General features: G+C 56.8%; 17 protein-coding genes. 2 read left to right on the top strand and 15 right to left on the bottom strand.

Features of this window, described 5'->3' with window-relative positions; genetic code table 11:
• Positions 1-5 precede the first annotated feature (5 nt).
• The 11 genes from fliP to fliF all read right to left on the bottom strand — a co-directional run bounded on the left by fliP (position 6) and on the right by fliF (position 9,550).
• The gene (fliP, locus tag ACEPLT_RS14270) at positions 6-743 is read right to left on the bottom strand and encodes a flagellar type III secretion system pore protein FliP (protein ID WP_008500316.1); all 738 of its coding nucleotides are present in this window, start codon (positions 741-743) and stop codon (positions 6-8) included.
• Positions 743-1,117 carry a flagellar biosynthetic protein FliO gene (gene fliO / locus ACEPLT_RS14265; protein ID WP_232928682.1) on the bottom strand — a complete coding sequence of 125 codons (375 nt, stop codon included), beginning with the start codon at positions 1,115-1,117 and terminating at the stop codon, positions 743-745. The genes fliP and fliO overlap by 1 nt, the downstream gene beginning before the upstream one ends.
• Before the next feature lie 2 nt (positions 1,118-1,119).
• Entirely contained in the window at positions 1,120-1,533 is a 414-nt protein-coding gene (fliN, locus tag ACEPLT_RS14260) for a flagellar motor switch protein FliN (protein ID WP_008500318.1), read from the bottom strand.
• Positions 1,530-2,534, bottom strand: coding sequence for a flagellar motor switch protein FliM (fliM, locus tag ACEPLT_RS14255; RefSeq protein WP_008500320.1), 1,005 nt, complete (start codon positions 2,532-2,534; stop codon positions 1,530-1,532). Before fliM ends, fliN begins: the two co-directional genes overlap by 4 nt.
• Before the next feature lie 4 nt (positions 2,535-2,538).
• Positions 2,539-3,009 (bottom strand): flagellar basal body-associated protein FliL, encoded by a 471-nt coding sequence (fliL, locus tag ACEPLT_RS14250; protein WP_021241388.1) that lies wholly within the window; start codon positions 3,007-3,009, stop codon positions 2,539-2,541.
• Between the two features lie 106 nt (positions 3,010-3,115).
• Positions 3,116-4,348 (bottom strand): flagellar hook length control protein FliK, encoded by a 1,233-nt coding sequence (fliK, locus tag ACEPLT_RS14245; protein WP_232928680.1) that lies wholly within the window; start codon positions 4,346-4,348, stop codon positions 3,116-3,118.
• The gene (fliJ, locus tag ACEPLT_RS14240; protein ID WP_021241386.1) at positions 4,345-4,788 is read right to left on the bottom strand and encodes a flagellar export protein FliJ; all 444 of its coding nucleotides are present in this window, start codon (positions 4,786-4,788) and stop codon (positions 4,345-4,347) included. Before fliJ ends, fliK begins: the two co-directional genes overlap by 4 nt.
• A gap of 21 nt (positions 4,789-4,809) precedes the next feature.
• Positions 4,810-6,180, bottom strand: a complete 1,371-nt coding sequence (fliI, locus tag ACEPLT_RS14235; protein WP_045908161.1) for a flagellar protein export ATPase FliI — start codon at positions 6,178-6,180, stop codon at positions 4,810-4,812.
• Positions 6,180-6,887 (bottom strand): flagellar assembly protein FliH, encoded by a 708-nt coding sequence (gene fliH, locus ACEPLT_RS14230; protein WP_008500326.1) that lies wholly within the window; start codon positions 6,885-6,887, stop codon positions 6,180-6,182. Before fliH ends, fliI begins: the two co-directional genes overlap by 1 nt.
• Positions 6,880-7,878, bottom strand: coding sequence for a flagellar motor switch protein FliG (gene fliG / locus ACEPLT_RS14225; protein ID WP_008500327.1), 999 nt, complete (start codon positions 7,876-7,878; stop codon positions 6,880-6,882). Before fliG ends, fliH begins: the two co-directional genes overlap by 8 nt.
• Entirely contained in the window at positions 7,871-9,550 is a 1,680-nt protein-coding gene (gene fliF, locus ACEPLT_RS14220; RefSeq protein ID WP_021241384.1) for a flagellar basal-body MS-ring/collar protein FliF, read from the bottom strand. The genes fliG and fliF overlap by 8 nt, the downstream gene beginning before the upstream one ends.
• A gap of 228 nt (positions 9,551-9,778) precedes the next feature.
• Between fliF and fliE the strand changes: the two genes are divergently transcribed.
• Positions 9,779-10,093, top strand: coding sequence for a flagellar hook-basal body complex protein FliE (fliE, locus tag ACEPLT_RS14215; protein ID WP_008500329.1), 315 nt, complete (start codon positions 9,779-9,781; stop codon positions 10,091-10,093).
• A gap of 74 nt (positions 10,094-10,167) precedes the next feature.
• Positions 10,168-10,581, top strand: a complete 414-nt coding sequence (yedD, locus tag ACEPLT_RS14210; RefSeq protein WP_447088270.1) for a lipoprotein YedD — start codon at positions 10,168-10,170, stop codon at positions 10,579-10,581.
• Positions 10,582-10,673: 92 nt separating this feature from the next.
• Here yedD and amyA read toward each other — a convergent pair whose 3' ends face one another.
• The 4 genes from amyA to fliD all read right to left on the bottom strand — a co-directional run bounded on the left by amyA (position 10,674) and on the right by fliD (position 14,429).
• A complete protein-coding gene (gene amyA, locus ACEPLT_RS14205; RefSeq protein WP_232928762.1) occupies positions 10,674-12,161 on the bottom strand; it encodes an alpha-amylase in 1,488 nt (495 codons plus the stop codon).
• A 63-nt stretch (positions 12,162-12,224) separates the two neighbouring features.
• Positions 12,225-12,587 (bottom strand): flagella biosynthesis regulatory protein FliT, encoded by a 363-nt coding sequence (gene fliT, locus ACEPLT_RS14200; RefSeq protein ID WP_046092830.1) that lies wholly within the window; start codon positions 12,585-12,587, stop codon positions 12,225-12,227.
• Between the two features lie 5 nt (positions 12,588-12,592).
• Positions 12,593-12,997, bottom strand: a complete 405-nt coding sequence (gene fliS / locus ACEPLT_RS14195) for a flagellar export chaperone FliS (RefSeq protein ID WP_023325565.1) — start codon at positions 12,995-12,997, stop codon at positions 12,593-12,595.
• Between the two features lie 13 nt (positions 12,998-13,010).
• On the bottom strand, positions 13,011-14,429 hold the full coding sequence (fliD, locus tag ACEPLT_RS14190) for a flagellar filament capping protein FliD (protein ID WP_023325564.1): 1,419 nt from the start codon (positions 14,427-14,429) through the stop codon (positions 13,011-13,013).
• Between the last annotated feature and the right edge of the window lie 214 nt (positions 14,430-14,643).

Below are 14,643 nucleotides of genomic sequence, written 5' to 3'. Positions count from 1 at the left end.
GTTCCTTAACTGTAGAAACTCTGCGCCAGCGAGCTGACCAGCAGCTGCCAGCCGTCGACCAGTACAAAGAGCATGATCTTAAAGGGCAGGGCGATGGTCGCGGGCGGCACCATCATCATCCCGAGCGCCATCAGGACGCTGGCGATCACCAGGTCGATAATCAGGAACGGAATAAAGATGGTAAAGCCAATCTGGAATGCGGTTTTCAGCTCGCTGGTCACATAGGCGGGCAGCAGAATACGCATGGGTACCGCTTCCGGTCCCTGCAGCTCGCCGGTGTTGGACAGGCGGGCAAAGAGGGCCAGGTCGGCTTCACGCGTCTGGCGCAGCATAAATTCCCGCAGCGGCTGCGCGCCTTTATCCAGCGCCTCCTGCATGGAGATTTTATCTTCGCTGAACGGCTGGTAGGCGTCGGTGTAAATCTTATCGATCACCGGCGACATAATGAAAAAGGTCAAAAACAGCGCCAGCCCGAGCAGAACCTGGTTTGGCGGAGCGGAAGGGGTGCCGAGCGCGTTTCGCAGCAGACCAAAAACGATGATGATGCGGGTGAAGCTGGTCATCATCAGCAGGATAGCCGGAATAAACGTCAGCGAGGTGATGAACACCAGCGTCTGAACCGGAAGCGACCAGCTTTGGCCGCCGCCCGCGAGCGGGGTAGAAACCAGACCGGGCAGTTGCGCATAGACCGCGGGAGCAAACAGGCCAACGCCCGCAAGCGTCAGGGATAACAAACGGCGCATCAGGATCTCCCGGAACGCTTAAGCAAACTCTTCATCACGGACTGGAAATCCGCAGGGGCCTCTGCACGCTCGTCCACCACAACAGGGGCGGGGGGCAGTTTATGTAACACGCTGATGTTTGACGCCGTGACGCCCAGGACCAGGCGCGCATCGTCCACCTCGACGATGACCACGCGTTCACGCGGCCCCAGCGTGGTGCTGGCGCTGACCTTCAGCCCGCGGGCACCGGCGGTTTTCCCCGCCAGGCCAAAGCGCTTCGCCAGCCAGGCGGCGATAAGAATAAAGGCAATAATACCGAACAACGCCCCGCTCACCTGGAGCAGAGGTGAGCTGGGAACGGCAGAAGGTTGCGATAGTGTTGCCTGGGTTTTCATGCTTAACGGCTCAGACGACGCATACGTTCAGACGGGGTAATGATGTCGGTGATACGTACGCCGTATTTATCGGCTACCACCACCACTTCACCCTGAGCAATCAGATAGCCGTTGATCAGAATATCCAGCGGCTCACCGGCCAGGCCGTCAAGGGCCACCACGGAACCCTGCGTCAGGCGCAGCAGCTCTTTAATGGTCATACGGGTGCGTCCCAGTTCAACGGTCAGCTTAACCGGGATATCCATAATCAGGTCGATGTCCTGCAGCGTGCCGCTGACGTCACCGCCGCCGAGCTGCTGGAATACGGCATCCGCTGCGCTTTTGGCCGGGGTCGCTTTTTGCTCGTTTAACGCGTCAGCCCACAGATCGTCCAGTGCTCCGCTGTTTTCATCGGACGGATTGTTCATGTCACTCATTTGGGCTGTTCCTCATTCAGCGAATTCAAAATCGGGTTGATCAAGTGCTCAACGCGTAACGCATACTGACCGTTAATCGTGCCGTACTGGCTTGTCAGCACGGGGACACCATCCACATGGGCAATAATGCGGTCGGGTTTTTCTATCGGCAAAACATCACCGGGTTGTAATTTCAGGATCTGAGATAACCGCAGCGGGATATCGGCGAAGCTCGCCACCAGCTCAAGCTGCGAATGCTGGACCTGGCGGACCAGGTTTTCACGCCAGTTCTGGTCTTCGTTGCGGGAGTTCTCCAGCGGCGGGTTAACCAGCAGCTCGCGCAGCGGTTCGATCATGCTGAACGGCAGGCAGATGTTGAACTCGCCGGTCAGGTTACCGATCTCCACGTGGAACGGGGTGTTAACGACGATATCGTTCGGGGAGGTGGTGATATTGGTAAATTTCACCTGCATCTCAGAACGGACGTACTCCACTTCCAGCGGGTTAATCGCTTTCCACGCGTCGCTGTAGGACTCCAGCGCCAGCTTCAGCATGCGGTTAATGACGCGCTGTTCGGTGTGGGTGAATTCACGACCTTCTACTTTGGTCGGGAAACGCCCGTCGCCGCCGAACAGGTTATCCACCGCAATGAACACCAGGCTTGGGGAAAACACCACCAGACCGGTACCGCGCAGCGGCTTCAGATGAATCAGGTTAAGGTTGGTTGGCACCGGCAGGTTGCGGGCAAACTCATGATACGGCTGAATGCGGATCGCACCGACCGTGATATCCGGGCTACGACGCAGCAGGTTAAACAGCCCCATACGGAACTGACGTGCAAAACGTTCGTTAATGATCTCCAGCGCCTGCAGACGTTCACGTACCACGCGACGCTGGGTATTCGGGTCATAGGGACGAATATCGCTATCGCCGCCGATACCCGGTTGCGGATCATCACTTTTATCGCTGTCGCCGTTGAGCAGCGCATCGATTTCTGCCTGAGAAAGAATACTGTCGCCCATGTCGTTACCGCAGAATGAAGGCTGTATACAGAACGTCAGTGACTTCCTGCTTAGGTTGGCCGTTTACCAGCGGGGTCGCCAGCGTTTGTTTAATGGCGTCGACCAGCTTTTGCTTACCCACATCGGTGGCCAGCGCCGAAGCGTCCTGACGAGAGAACAGCAGCAGAAGGCGGCTACGCACCTCCGGAAGATAATCATTCAGACGCGCGCGCGTGGCTTCATCCTTCAGGCGCAGCGTAATACCGACGTACAGCACACGATCCGCGTCACCGAGATTCACGGTGAAGGTGTCCAGAGGGAAAAATACCGGCGCCGGTGGCGGTGCAGGTTCGGCTTTGGCCGCAGCGGTCGAAGGTTCCTGCTGCATACGCCAGTAACTATAGCCCGCGGTAGCGCAGGCGGCGAGCGTGATCAACACCAGCAGCGGGATCCAGATGGAACGCTTACTTTTTTTGGTGATAGCGGAGTCAGTCATCTGATACGAGCTTCCTGTTTCGGTACAGCTTAATAAGGTGATTATCCCGTGTCCTGCTGTCGTCAAAGCGTGGAAAAGACGGGGATAATCACGCTACCTCTGGCGTTTAGGCGAAGATGTCTACGGCACTGTTACCGCGCGCGGCGGATTGCAGGGCGGCAGGAACGGGCAGTAGTTCATCGCTCTCTTCATTAAAACCGCCGGTGTTGCCGGAACGCGAAGCCTGGTGCTGCTGCTGGGATGAGGACTGCTGCTGCCCGGCAAAGCTCTCGCTGCTGACGCTGCTCTGCGCAAGCTGAATGCCGTTTTCTGCCAGCGAGGTTCGCAGTACCGGCAGCGCGGCTTCCAGCGCCGCGCGGACATGGCTGTGCGCAGAGACCATCTGCAACTGCGCCTGGTTATCATCAAGCTTAAGCGAAATTTGTACCTGACCCAGATCTTCCGGGTGCAGACGCAGCTCGGCCGTCTGCTGGCCCTGTTTGGTGAACAGAGTGATGTGCTGGCTCAGGGACTGCTGCCATTCATGCGTGCCCAGAGGCTGGCTTAACACCGGCGCGGGAGCAACGGTGGCGGCCGTCTGACTGGTTGCATGGCTGGACATAATCGGTGCCAGGGTAGCCGTCGGCGATGATGAAGAGGAGGCGCTGGCGAGCTCCTGCTTCTCTGCGGTTGCGACCACGACCGGCGTCGCCTGCGCGTTGCCCGACAGGGCCGGGTCGCTGTTTTTCGTCTGGCTCTGATAAGGCGCAGCACTCTGCGCTTTATCATGGCTTCCCGGAAGCGCGTTCAGGGACGGTTGGCCCGCGCCGTTTTGCGCAAGCGCCGCTGTACTCAGCGTTGCGGTGGCGGAAACGCCGTCACTGCCAGCTACGCGAGAGGCGGTAGTTTGCTGGTGCGGCAGCATCGCCATCAGGGCGCTCAATCCGGCCAGCTCCTCTTCGCTCAGCTCGCTTTTACCGTCATCTTTGCTGTTCGCGGCATTGATCGTCTTCAGTGCGTCACCTTTAGACAGCGGCACCAGTCCGGAAACCAGCGTATCAAGCGAGGTGACGGGCGCCGTTTCATCGCCATTCAGCGCGGTTTGGCGCGAGAGCAGGTCGGCAATTTTGGCCTGCAGGGTGGTATCCCCTTTGGCGTCCTGAGCAACGTGGGACAGCTTGCTGCCGGCGGCTTTCAGGTCAGCCAGGGTCAGTGGCGCATCTTTGCCCTTGCCCGTCGCGTCCGACAGGGCGCCCGCGAGCAGCGCGAGAAAGTCCTGTGCACCGTCGGTGCCTTTCCCCGTCTGCGTACCGCCTGACAGGTCGCTGTCGCTCATCAGCAGTTGTTGCAGTGTGATCATTCCGGTTTCCTCATTGATGCGCGCTGGGCAAACTCATCCATTTTTTTCTGATCCAGACGGTTTTCCGCCAGGGTCGTTGCCGCAATCTGTCGGTCCTGTAAGGTCTGCCAGGCCTGCAGTCGCTGCTTCTTCTCGCGCCAGAAATTCAGCGCGGTATCGACTTTCTGGGTCCACTGGTGAAGCTGCTGGCGATGCTGATCTATCGCCTTCTCCAGCGTCTGGATAAACTGCTGATAGTTAATCCAGCGCTGGCTTCCAATGCCCTGTGTCATATCGGTATTGAGGTTGGTGCGATATTCATGCTGATAGTCGATTAACATCTTCAACTGTTCTTCAGCCTGCTGGCACCCGCGTCGCATTGCTCCAAGCTGCAATGCGGCATCATCAACTTCTTTTTCAGCCAGATCTTTCAGCGTTGATAACGCGCTGTTTTGCGCCATGACCTTCGCCCTCCACCTGTGTTACACCTGCGGGAAAATCAGCTCCAGTGCCTGAATTGAATCTTCCCAGTTGGCACGTTCAAAAATGCCTTGTTGCAAAAATGCCTCCAGCTGCGGCCACAAGGTAATCGCTTTGTCGAGCATCGGGTCGCTGCCTTTGGCATACGCCCCCACGCTGACCAGATCGCGGTTGCGCTGGAAGCTGGAGAGGAGTTGTTTAAAGTTACGCACGCGGGCGTAGTGCTTCTCGGTTATCAGCGCCGTCATTGCGCGGCTGATAGAGGCTTCAATATCAATTGCCGGATAGTGTCCGGCTTCGGCGAGACGACGCGACAGCACAATATGCCCGTCAAGGATCGCGCGCGCGGAGTCGGCAATCGGATCCTGCTGGTCATCGCCTTCGGTCAGCACCGTATAGAATGCGGTGATGGAGCCGCCGCCGCTGATGCCGTTCCCCGCACGTTCCACCAGGGCAGGGAGTTTGGCGAAGACCGAAGGCGGGTAGCCTTTGGTCGCCGGTGGCTCACCGATAGCCAGCGCAATTTCACGCTGCGCCATCGCGTAGCGGGTCAGCGAATCCATGATCAGCAGCACGTGCTTGCCGCGGTCACGAAAATCTTCGGCGATGCGGGTGGCATATGCTGCCCCCTGCATACGCAGTAACGGTGACACGTCCGCCGGTGCGGCAATGACCACCGAGCGGGCACGGCCTTCCGCACCCAGAATGTTTTCAATGAAATCTTTAACTTCGCGACCACGTTCGCCGATCAGGCCCACAACGATAACGTCCGCCTGGGTATAGCGCGCCATCATGCCGAGCAGAACGGATTTACCCACGCCTGACCCGGCGAACAGGCCCATACGTTGTCCGCGTCCCACGGTCAGCAGGGCGTTAATCGGGCGTACGCCGGTATCGAGCACATGCTCGATAGGGGTTCGCTGCAGGGGGTTAAACGGCTGGGTGATTAATGCGCCGGTTTCAGTGGTGTCCGGCGAGGGTAGCCCGTCGAGCGGCTTCCCGCTGCCGTCCAGCACGCGCCCCAGCAGGGCAGGACCAAGCGGCAACTGCTTCCCGCTTTGCAGCCCATCGCCAGAGGTGTTTTTGGCATACACGCGCGCGCCGGGCAGAATGCCTTCCACCTCTTCAAGCGGCATCAGGAACAGGCGCTGGCCGTTGAACCCGACCACTTCGCTTTCCACTTCACGCGTTTCCAGACCGTCCTGACGCTCGATCACGCAGGTCGCGCCCAGCGGCAGCTGCAGGCCGGTGGCCTCCAGTACCAGACCGGTGGCGCGCGTCAGTCGCCCATAACGACGAACAGAGGGCAGTTGCGCCATCTTCGTCTCAAAATTGTCGAGCGTGGTGAGCCAGCGGGTGAGGCGTGCGGTCATCAGACGACTCCCGGTGCCGCCAGGCGGCACAGTTCCTGCCAGCGGGTGGCGACGCTGGCATCCAGATCGCCTTCATCGGCTGAGACTTTGCAGCCGCCGTGATGTAACGACGGATCGCCGCGCAGACGCCAGCCGTGCAGGTTTAGCGTCGCGCCCAGGCTCTCTTCCACGCGCTGCAGGTCGTCCGGATGGACGCGCAGCTGCGGCTTACCGCTGAACAGCGGCTCCTGCTGCAGCAGGCCCTGAATTTGTTTGATCAGCGCTGTGTTATCCACGACGGGCGTCTGGCCGATCACCTGACGCGCGGCTTCCAGCGCCATCTGCATCAGTCGCGAGGCAATCACGCTGTCCAGCGCGTCCAGCGTGTGCTGAAACTCGCTGACCAGCTGCTGCATGCGGGCATGGATCGGCGCCTGCTGCTGGCGCGCCTGATCGATACCGTGCTCTAACCCTTTCGCCAGGCCTTCCTGATACCCCAGCTCGTGGCCTTTCTGCCGACCTTCGTTCAGACCGGCATTGTAGCCCTGCTCGTGCGCCTGCATTTGCAGCTGAGCCAGCATTTGCGCCTGCTGCTCCTCTTCGCTCAGCTCGGGCTGCTCGACGTCCGGGTCAAGCGCCTCGGTCGGGATCGCGGCTGGCGTGAACTCGGAGAGGGGAGGGGCCAGATCGTCCGGCGTCCAGCGCTTCCACGGCAGCTCATTAGACATAGGTGTCGTCTCCGCTGCCAATCACCATCTCGCCGGTTTCCGCCAGACGACGAACGATAAGCAGAATGGCTTTCTGTTCGTTTTCCACCTGAGACAGACGAACCGGGCCACGGTTGGCAAGGTCGTCGCGCAGGATATCGGCCGCACGCTGAGACATGTTGCGCAGGAACTTCTCGCGCAGCGGCTGCTCGGCGCCTTTGAGGGCGATAAGCAGCGACTCGGAATCCACTTCCTGGAGCAGGCGCTGGATGCTGCGGTCGTCCACTTCGACGAGGTTTTCGAACAGGAACATCTCGTCGATGATTTTCTGTGCCAGCTCGCCGTCGAATTCGCGAACCGCCGTAATGACGGCCTCTTCCTGCTGCGTTTTCATCAGGTTGATGATTTCCGCCGCCGTTCTCACGCCGCCCATTTTGCTGCGCTTGAGGTTCTGGCCGTCGAGCAGGTTGTTCAGCACCTCGGTCAGCTCCGCCAGCGCGGCAGGCTGAACGCCGCCGAAGGTGGCGATACGCAGCATCACATCGTGACGCAGACGCTCTTCGAACAGCGCCAGAATATCGGCCGCCTGACCGCGTTTGAGGTGGACAAGGATGGTGGCGATAATCTGCGGGTGCTCGTCGCGAATAAGGTCGGCGGCACTCTGCGGTTCCATAAAGTTAAGCGTTTCGATACCGCTGGCGGTATCGCGCGTTTCCAGAATGTCTTCCAGCAGGCTGGCGGCACGCTCTTCGCCCAGCGCCTTGACCAGCACGGAACGCAGGTAGTCGTTGGCGTTGACGTTCAGCGCGGCAAACTGTTCGGCTTCCTGCTCAAACTCCGACAGCACTTCGGTCAGCTGCTTGTTGGAGATTTGACGCACGTTGGCCATCGCCGCACTGAGAATTTGCACTTCCCGCTGGGAGAGGTGTTTAAACACCTCTGCCGCGCGATCTTCGCCAATGGTCATCAGCAGGATGACGCTTTTATCGGTGCCCGTAAGCGTATTACTCATGTTCGTTACCCATCCACTGACGGATGACCAGCGCCACGACGCGCGGATCGTTATCTGACATTTCGCGAATGCGCTGGCTCATCACCTCGGCACCCATGCGCTGGTTAGCGCGGCGCTGCTGCATCTGTTCATCTTTGCTGAGGCGCACTTCAACCGCTTCTTCCGTTTCCTGACGCGCATTCATCTGCTCGCGAGCCGCTTTTTCGGCTTCAGCACGGCGCTGGAGCTGAGGACGAACGCCCTTGCGCCACAGCAGCCACGCGACAATCAGCACCAGCAGCCAGCGTCCTGCGGACATCAGCTGGTCGATAAACGCCTGCTGTTGCCAGAACGGCAGTTCACCGCCGGTCTCTTCCACCGAGTTGAACGGTGAGTTCACCACGTTGAGGGTATCGCCGCGCTTCTCGGAGTAACCCATCGCTTCACGGGTCAGGTTTTCAATCTGCTTCATCTGCTCGGCGGTCAACGGCAACGGTTTGCCATCCGCCAGCGTTTTGTAGTTCACCACTACCGCAACGGAGAGACGCTGAATATCGCCCACGTTCAGTTTAGTGTGGCGAATCGTTCTATCCACTTCGTAGTTCGTGGTTTCGTTACGGCTGCTGTTTCGTGGACCGCTGTTCGTCGCCGTTGAGGTGGTCTGCTGGTTATTCTGCTGGCCGTTCTGCTGATTGGCCGGCGGCGTAGAGATCGGCGCCGCATTAGCCGGGGCAGGCTGGTTAGACAGCGCGCCCGGCACGCCGCCCGGGTTTGCGCCGCCAATCTGCTCGCTGGTGTTGATCTGGCGCGAACGCATAACCGCCTGCGCCGCATCGCCGTTCGGGCTGTACTGCTCTTCGGTTTGTTCTTTATTCGAGAAGTCGATCTGCGCGGTGACCTGCGCGTGCACGTTGCTGTTGCCCACCACCGGACCCAGGATCGCTTCGATACGGCGCTGGAGACGGCTTTCCACATCGGCGGCATATTTCAGCTGCGCGTCATTCAGATCGCGACCGGCGGTATTGGATTGCGTCAGCAGGTGACCGCTCTGGTCAACCAGCGTCACGTTACCCGGCGGCAGACCGGCCACGGCGCTGGAGACGAGATGCGTCACCGCGCTGATTTGCCCTTCGTCCAGCGCGCGGCCTGGCTCAAGGTTCACGGTCACGGAAGCCGAAGGTGATTTCTGTTCGCGGACAAATAAGGAAGGTTTTGGCATCGCCAGGTGCACGCGGGCACTCTTCACCGGGCCTAATGTTTCAATGGTGCGGGCCAGCTCACCTTCCAGCGCACGCTGGTAGTTCACCTGCTCGCTGAACTGGCTGATACCGAATTTTTCCTGATCCAGCAGCTCAAAGCCTACCGCGCCGCCCTTCGGCAGCCCCTGCTGGGCCAGACGCAGACGCAGTTCATGCACCTTATCTGCCGGGACCTCCAGCGCACCGCCATTATCGGCAAAGCGATAAGGGATGTTCATCTGGGTCAGCTGGGTGACGATGGCGCCGCCATCCTGATCGGAAAGGTTACTGTAGAGCGTCCGGTAATCAGGGCTTTTCGCCCACAGGACCATCGCTACAAGGATCGCAATTGCGGCAGCGCCTGCCACGATCAACGGGATTTTAGGATTCGCGCGAAGGCGGTTCATCCACTCGAGTGATTTATTCTGCGGCGCTGTCGATGCTGTTGCACTCATTGCGCACCTCTTAAATCCTGGTGGTTTACGTTATTCGTGTAGAGAAACAAAACTGACTCCCGGGTCGGCAAACACGACAAATGTTCCATATTGATGGCCCTGCCATTATTTGATGATTCGTGATTTTCTATGCGTCAAATAACCTGGTTTTTTCATGCTATTTACCGCCATTATCTTATTGACAAGCTGTTAGTCTTGACCGCGTAAAAAACCATCCAGGGGAGAGTCATGGCTATACAGGGCATTGAAGGGGTAATCAGTCAGCTGCAGGCAACGGCGATGACGGCCCGTAATCAGAATGTGGCAGATCAGCAGCCGAGCATCAGCTTTGCAGGGCAACTGCATGCCGCTCTTGACCGTATCAGTGATACCCAGACCGCAGCGCGCACGCAGGCAGAGAAGTTCACCCTCGGCGAGCCGGGCGTGGCGCTGAATGATGTGATGACCGATTTGCAAAAAGCCTCGGTTTCCCTGCAGATGGGGATCCAGGTGCGTAACAAGCTGGTGTCGGCTTATCAAGAGGTCATGGGGATGCAGGTCTAAGACCTGTCGATCTTCGCTGGCAGCCACAGCGCTTTAATGCCACAATATTTTTTTCTTCGAATGCAGGAAAGATGATGAAAAAAATAGCAATTGCTGGCGCGCTGCTGGCACTGACCGGGTGCGTTCAGGTCGATAATTATAAAGAGGTGATCAAGCATCCTGTCCCGGCGCATCTGGCGGGATACTGGCAGTCAAAAGGGCCGCAGAGCAAAATGGTCAGCCCTGAAGCGATTGCCACGCTGGTGGTGACGGAAGAGGGCGATACGCTGGACTGCCGTCAGTGGCAGCGCGTGATTGCCGTGCCGGGTAAAATCATGCTGCGTTCAGACAGTTATTACAACGTGACGCGCAAGCTGGATATCTATCCGCTGGAGCGCGATGGCTCGACGCTTGAGTACGACGGGCTGGAGCTGCAGAAGGTCGATCTCCCAACGGTTGAGTGTGCCGATTACCTGAGCAAGCATCCGCTGGAGAGTAAACTACCGTAGCCGTTTGTTGCCGGGTGGCGCTGACGCTTACCCGGCCTACAAAAGTGCCTTCCCGTAGGCCGGGTAAGGCGAAGCCGCCACCCGCATTGTTTCTACAACGCATCCTCAATTACCCACACGCTCACGCTTCCGCCTTTGCAGGTAAACGTTCCTTCGCCATCCGCCGCCGTGGTGACCGTTTCTTCGCGATTGCCGAGAAAATCACGCCACGTTTTGTTGCCGTAGTTTTCCCCCAGGCAAATTACCTTCTCGCCGTCGTCCCCGTTTGACATGACCACCACGCAGCCGGGATCGTCTTCCGTGCCGCTGCGGCTGAAGGCGATGCAGTTAGGATGGTCAAAAAAGAGCGTCTGCACGCCGTGGGCAAAACGCTGGCGCGCGAGGATCAGCTCGTGGAGCTGCTCAATCACAGGCATATCAATATGGTACGTTTCATCGTCTCCACCCGTATCGTCATAGCTGGCGCCAAAGAGGTCAGGATAAAAGACGCTCGGCACGCCATTTTCCCGCAGCAGGATCAGCGCATACGCCAGCGGTTTAAACCAGGCTTCGACCGGTGCTTCCAGCGCCTGCAAAGGCTGGGTGTCATGGTTTGCGACGAGGGTGACCGCATGAAACGGATCGGCTTCCACCAGCGTGCCGGTAAAGATTTGGCTCATGTCGTAATCCCGGCCCTGACGTGAAGCCTCGTGGAATTTCATCTGCAGGGGGGCATCAAACAGCATGGTTTTGCCTTCGACCTGGTCGATATAGGCCTGAAGTTTATCCACCTCATGGGACCAGTATTCCGCCACGATAAACAGCGGCTGGTCGGCGACCTCCTGGACGTGCTCAATCCACTCTTTGTAGAACCAGGCGGGAATATGCTTGACGGCGTCCAGGCGAAAGCCGTCGCAACGCGTCTGTTCCATGACCCAGCGGGCCCAGTATTTGATCTCCTCGGTGACGGCGTGATTGCGAAAGTCGATATTTTCGCCCATCAGATAATCGAAGTTACCCATCTCATCATCAACCTGATCGTTCCAGCCTTCGCCGGTGTAGTCGTTGACGATTTTAAAAATGCCGTCTTCATCAGGGTTTTCAATGTGGTCGACGCCGCTGAAGCATTTGTAGTCCCAGATAAACTGGGAATATTGCCCGGCGCGGGCAGGGAAGGTGTAGCGGGTCCAGGCTTCGCACTCGATGACCTCATCGTCGATCTGCGTGCGATCCTGCTCGTTCACGCGCTGAACGCGGACGGGCTCTTTTTCATCGGCACCCATTTTGTGGTTCACCACCACGTCCAGCAGCACGGCAATGTCGTTGCGCTTGAGGGCGTCGATGGCTTCCAGCAGCTGCGCTTTGTCACCGTATTTCGTGGCGATACTGCCTTTCTGGTCAAACTCGCCCAGATCGAACAGGTCATAGGAGTCATAGCCGACAGAATACCCGCCTGACGCGCCTTTATAGGCGGGCGGGAGCCAGATCATGTTAATGCCGATTTCGTTAAGATTGGGGGCTAACGCCGTGACCTCTCGCCACAATTCACCGCCAGCAGGGTAGTACCAGTGAAAACATTGTAACAGGGTGGGGTTTTTCATCATCCTTGCTCCAGAAGCCATTGGCAGACTTCTGGAGTATGGTTGATGAATCGCTAATGTGTATTATTGATTCATCTCTCCGGGAAATAAAATGTTGCCAGAAAGCCTACCGTAGGTGACGTTTACGTTTTTTTGCTTGTTGGTTTGCGCAATAAGGCCGCTCAGCTCACTCATCCTTTCCTGTAGCAACTCTTTAAGAATGATTTCATTCTGAAGCACCTGATTCAGTATCACCATTGCCTGGTCCTGAACAGTCTTACTGTTGGGCGGAAAAGGCGTCGTGCTGATCTCTTCTACCAGCGAAACGTATGCCACCTCCTGGTCAATTAGCTCATCCCATTTCCCGGATTGAGCAAGGCCTAGCATGGTATTGCTAAGCGCATTAAGGGCATGCCACTTTTTTAGGGATAAGCTGAAGTCGTTCATTACAGTTAATCCTGCTTGGGAGAATAACCCGGGCCGATTTGCTTCCAGGCGTCGGAAATATTGAGCAGCAGAGCCTCGACTTCGGTAATGGCCTCGATGTCATTGCGCAGGTTGGCATGTAACAAACGGCGTACCATATAGTCGTAAAGTGCAGAAAGATTGCGGGGGAGTTCTCCTCCCACATCCATATTTAAACCAGCCTTAAGGCCATTTTCGATAATATTAATGGCCTTAGACAGGGCCTCTCCTTTTGCCGGGATGTCCCCTTGCTCAAGGAAAAGGCGCGCCCTAATAAGCGCGCTATGGATACCGTCGAACAACATGACAACCAACTGGTGCGGGCTGGCACTCAAGACAGCAGATTCAAGACCTACCTGCTGATAGGCTTGTACACCAGATTTGCTATACATATCGGTTCCTTTCTTACTTACTGCTGAACTGTTGGGTCAAATAAGTGGCCGTACCATTGAATTTAGTGACCAGCTTATCCAAATCGTTAAATTGCTTTTTATAACGCGCCATCGTGGCTTCAATGGTCAACTCCATCGCGTCGTAACGTTTGCCGATGGATTTGAGTGTGGCGTTAATACCGTCCTTCGCATTCTGAATCACACCTTCTTTACCGATAGAGGTGCTCAGCATATCGGTCAAGGTGTTATTCATCTGTGTGGCGAAACCGGTTTTTTTTCCGTCACCCACAAAATAGGCCTGAACGCCAGCCGGATCGTCGGTGAGAATCTTGGTTAATTTTTTATCATCAATTTTTAGGTTGCCAATCGCGCCGTCTGCGCCTTTGACCGGGTCCTGGGTGATGCCAAGTTGAGCCATAATGGCATAGGAGCCACTCTGTACATTGGTCAATAAAGCACGAAGATCGGATTGTACTCCACGGATAGTACTGTCACCCATTAACACGCCGTTGTTCGAGGACTGGGCGGTTGCACCCACTGCTGGCGGCTCGTATTTGGTCAGCGCAGCAATGGTAGACTGCAGAGAGTTATAGGCATTGACCCATTCCGTAATGGCTTTTTTGTTATCGTCGGTTGAGCGGGCTATCGTCAGCGTTTCATCTGCTGTGCTCGGGGCTTTCAGAGTTAATGTTACGCCAGGCAGCGCGTCAGTGATGGTATTGCTCTGGCGAACTATTTGAATACCGTTCACGTTAATGACGGCATTTTGCGACTTAACCTGCACATTTAGTGCGGCGCTTCCGATAACGGCGTTTAGCGTATCGTCTCCCGCCACCGTCACCGTCATATCGGAATCGGTACCCGTGGTTTTTGAGGTCAGCATCAGACGGTAGTCGCCGTTATCGGCTTTCACCACGCTTGCTGATACGTTGCCGTTGGCCGCATTGATAGCTTTCGCAATCCCGTTCAGTGAAGTATCGCCATCGGCGAGCGTTACCGTCAGCGGTTTGCTGTCGGCTCCTGCCTGGGTGATGGTAATGGTTCGGCTATTGGAGCCCGTTGTCCCGCCTAACTGCTTTGTATTGCTGTCAATGGTGCCGGGAGCTGTCGTCAGAACCTGGCCTTTCGCGATCTTACTGACATTAATAGTAACGTCGCCAACGTTAGCGCTGGAGGTACTGATAGCGGAGAATGCTGTGTTGGTGCTTGAAACGGACGTAGAGTTCCAGGTATCCGTCTTTGCCAGCTTTGCTGCTGCGGTTTGCAGGGTAGTCAGGGCGCTTTGTAATTTTCCGTAACCGGTGATTTGCGCGTCGTAAGTGGTCTTTTGTTTGGCAATCGCTGTTAATTTAGTCTCTTCTGCTGCCTGCAGCTTATCGTACAGATCCGACAGGCCGGGCACGCCCACCCCGAGATTACTGATAGTCGCCATGTAATGTTCCTTTTCAATGGATGTTTCAGTCGTTTATCGGCCCATCTTGCAAAAAGTTTACGGCGAGTTTTAAAAAATAATCGCGTAATAAGCGTTCATTTTCTCGCTTTTAACGTCTGACATGACGTTTTTGAGGAGGGTAAAAAAGAAGCAATTGGCCTTATAATTTTACAACTCTTGGGTATTCCATGTGCCATTTCGCTAAATAAATATA

It is taken from the genome of Enterobacter sp. fkY84-1, from assembly GCF_052974705.1.
The sequence above is the reverse complement of the archived record's forward strand: the minus strand, read 5'-3'. Positions and strand labels throughout refer to the sequence as shown.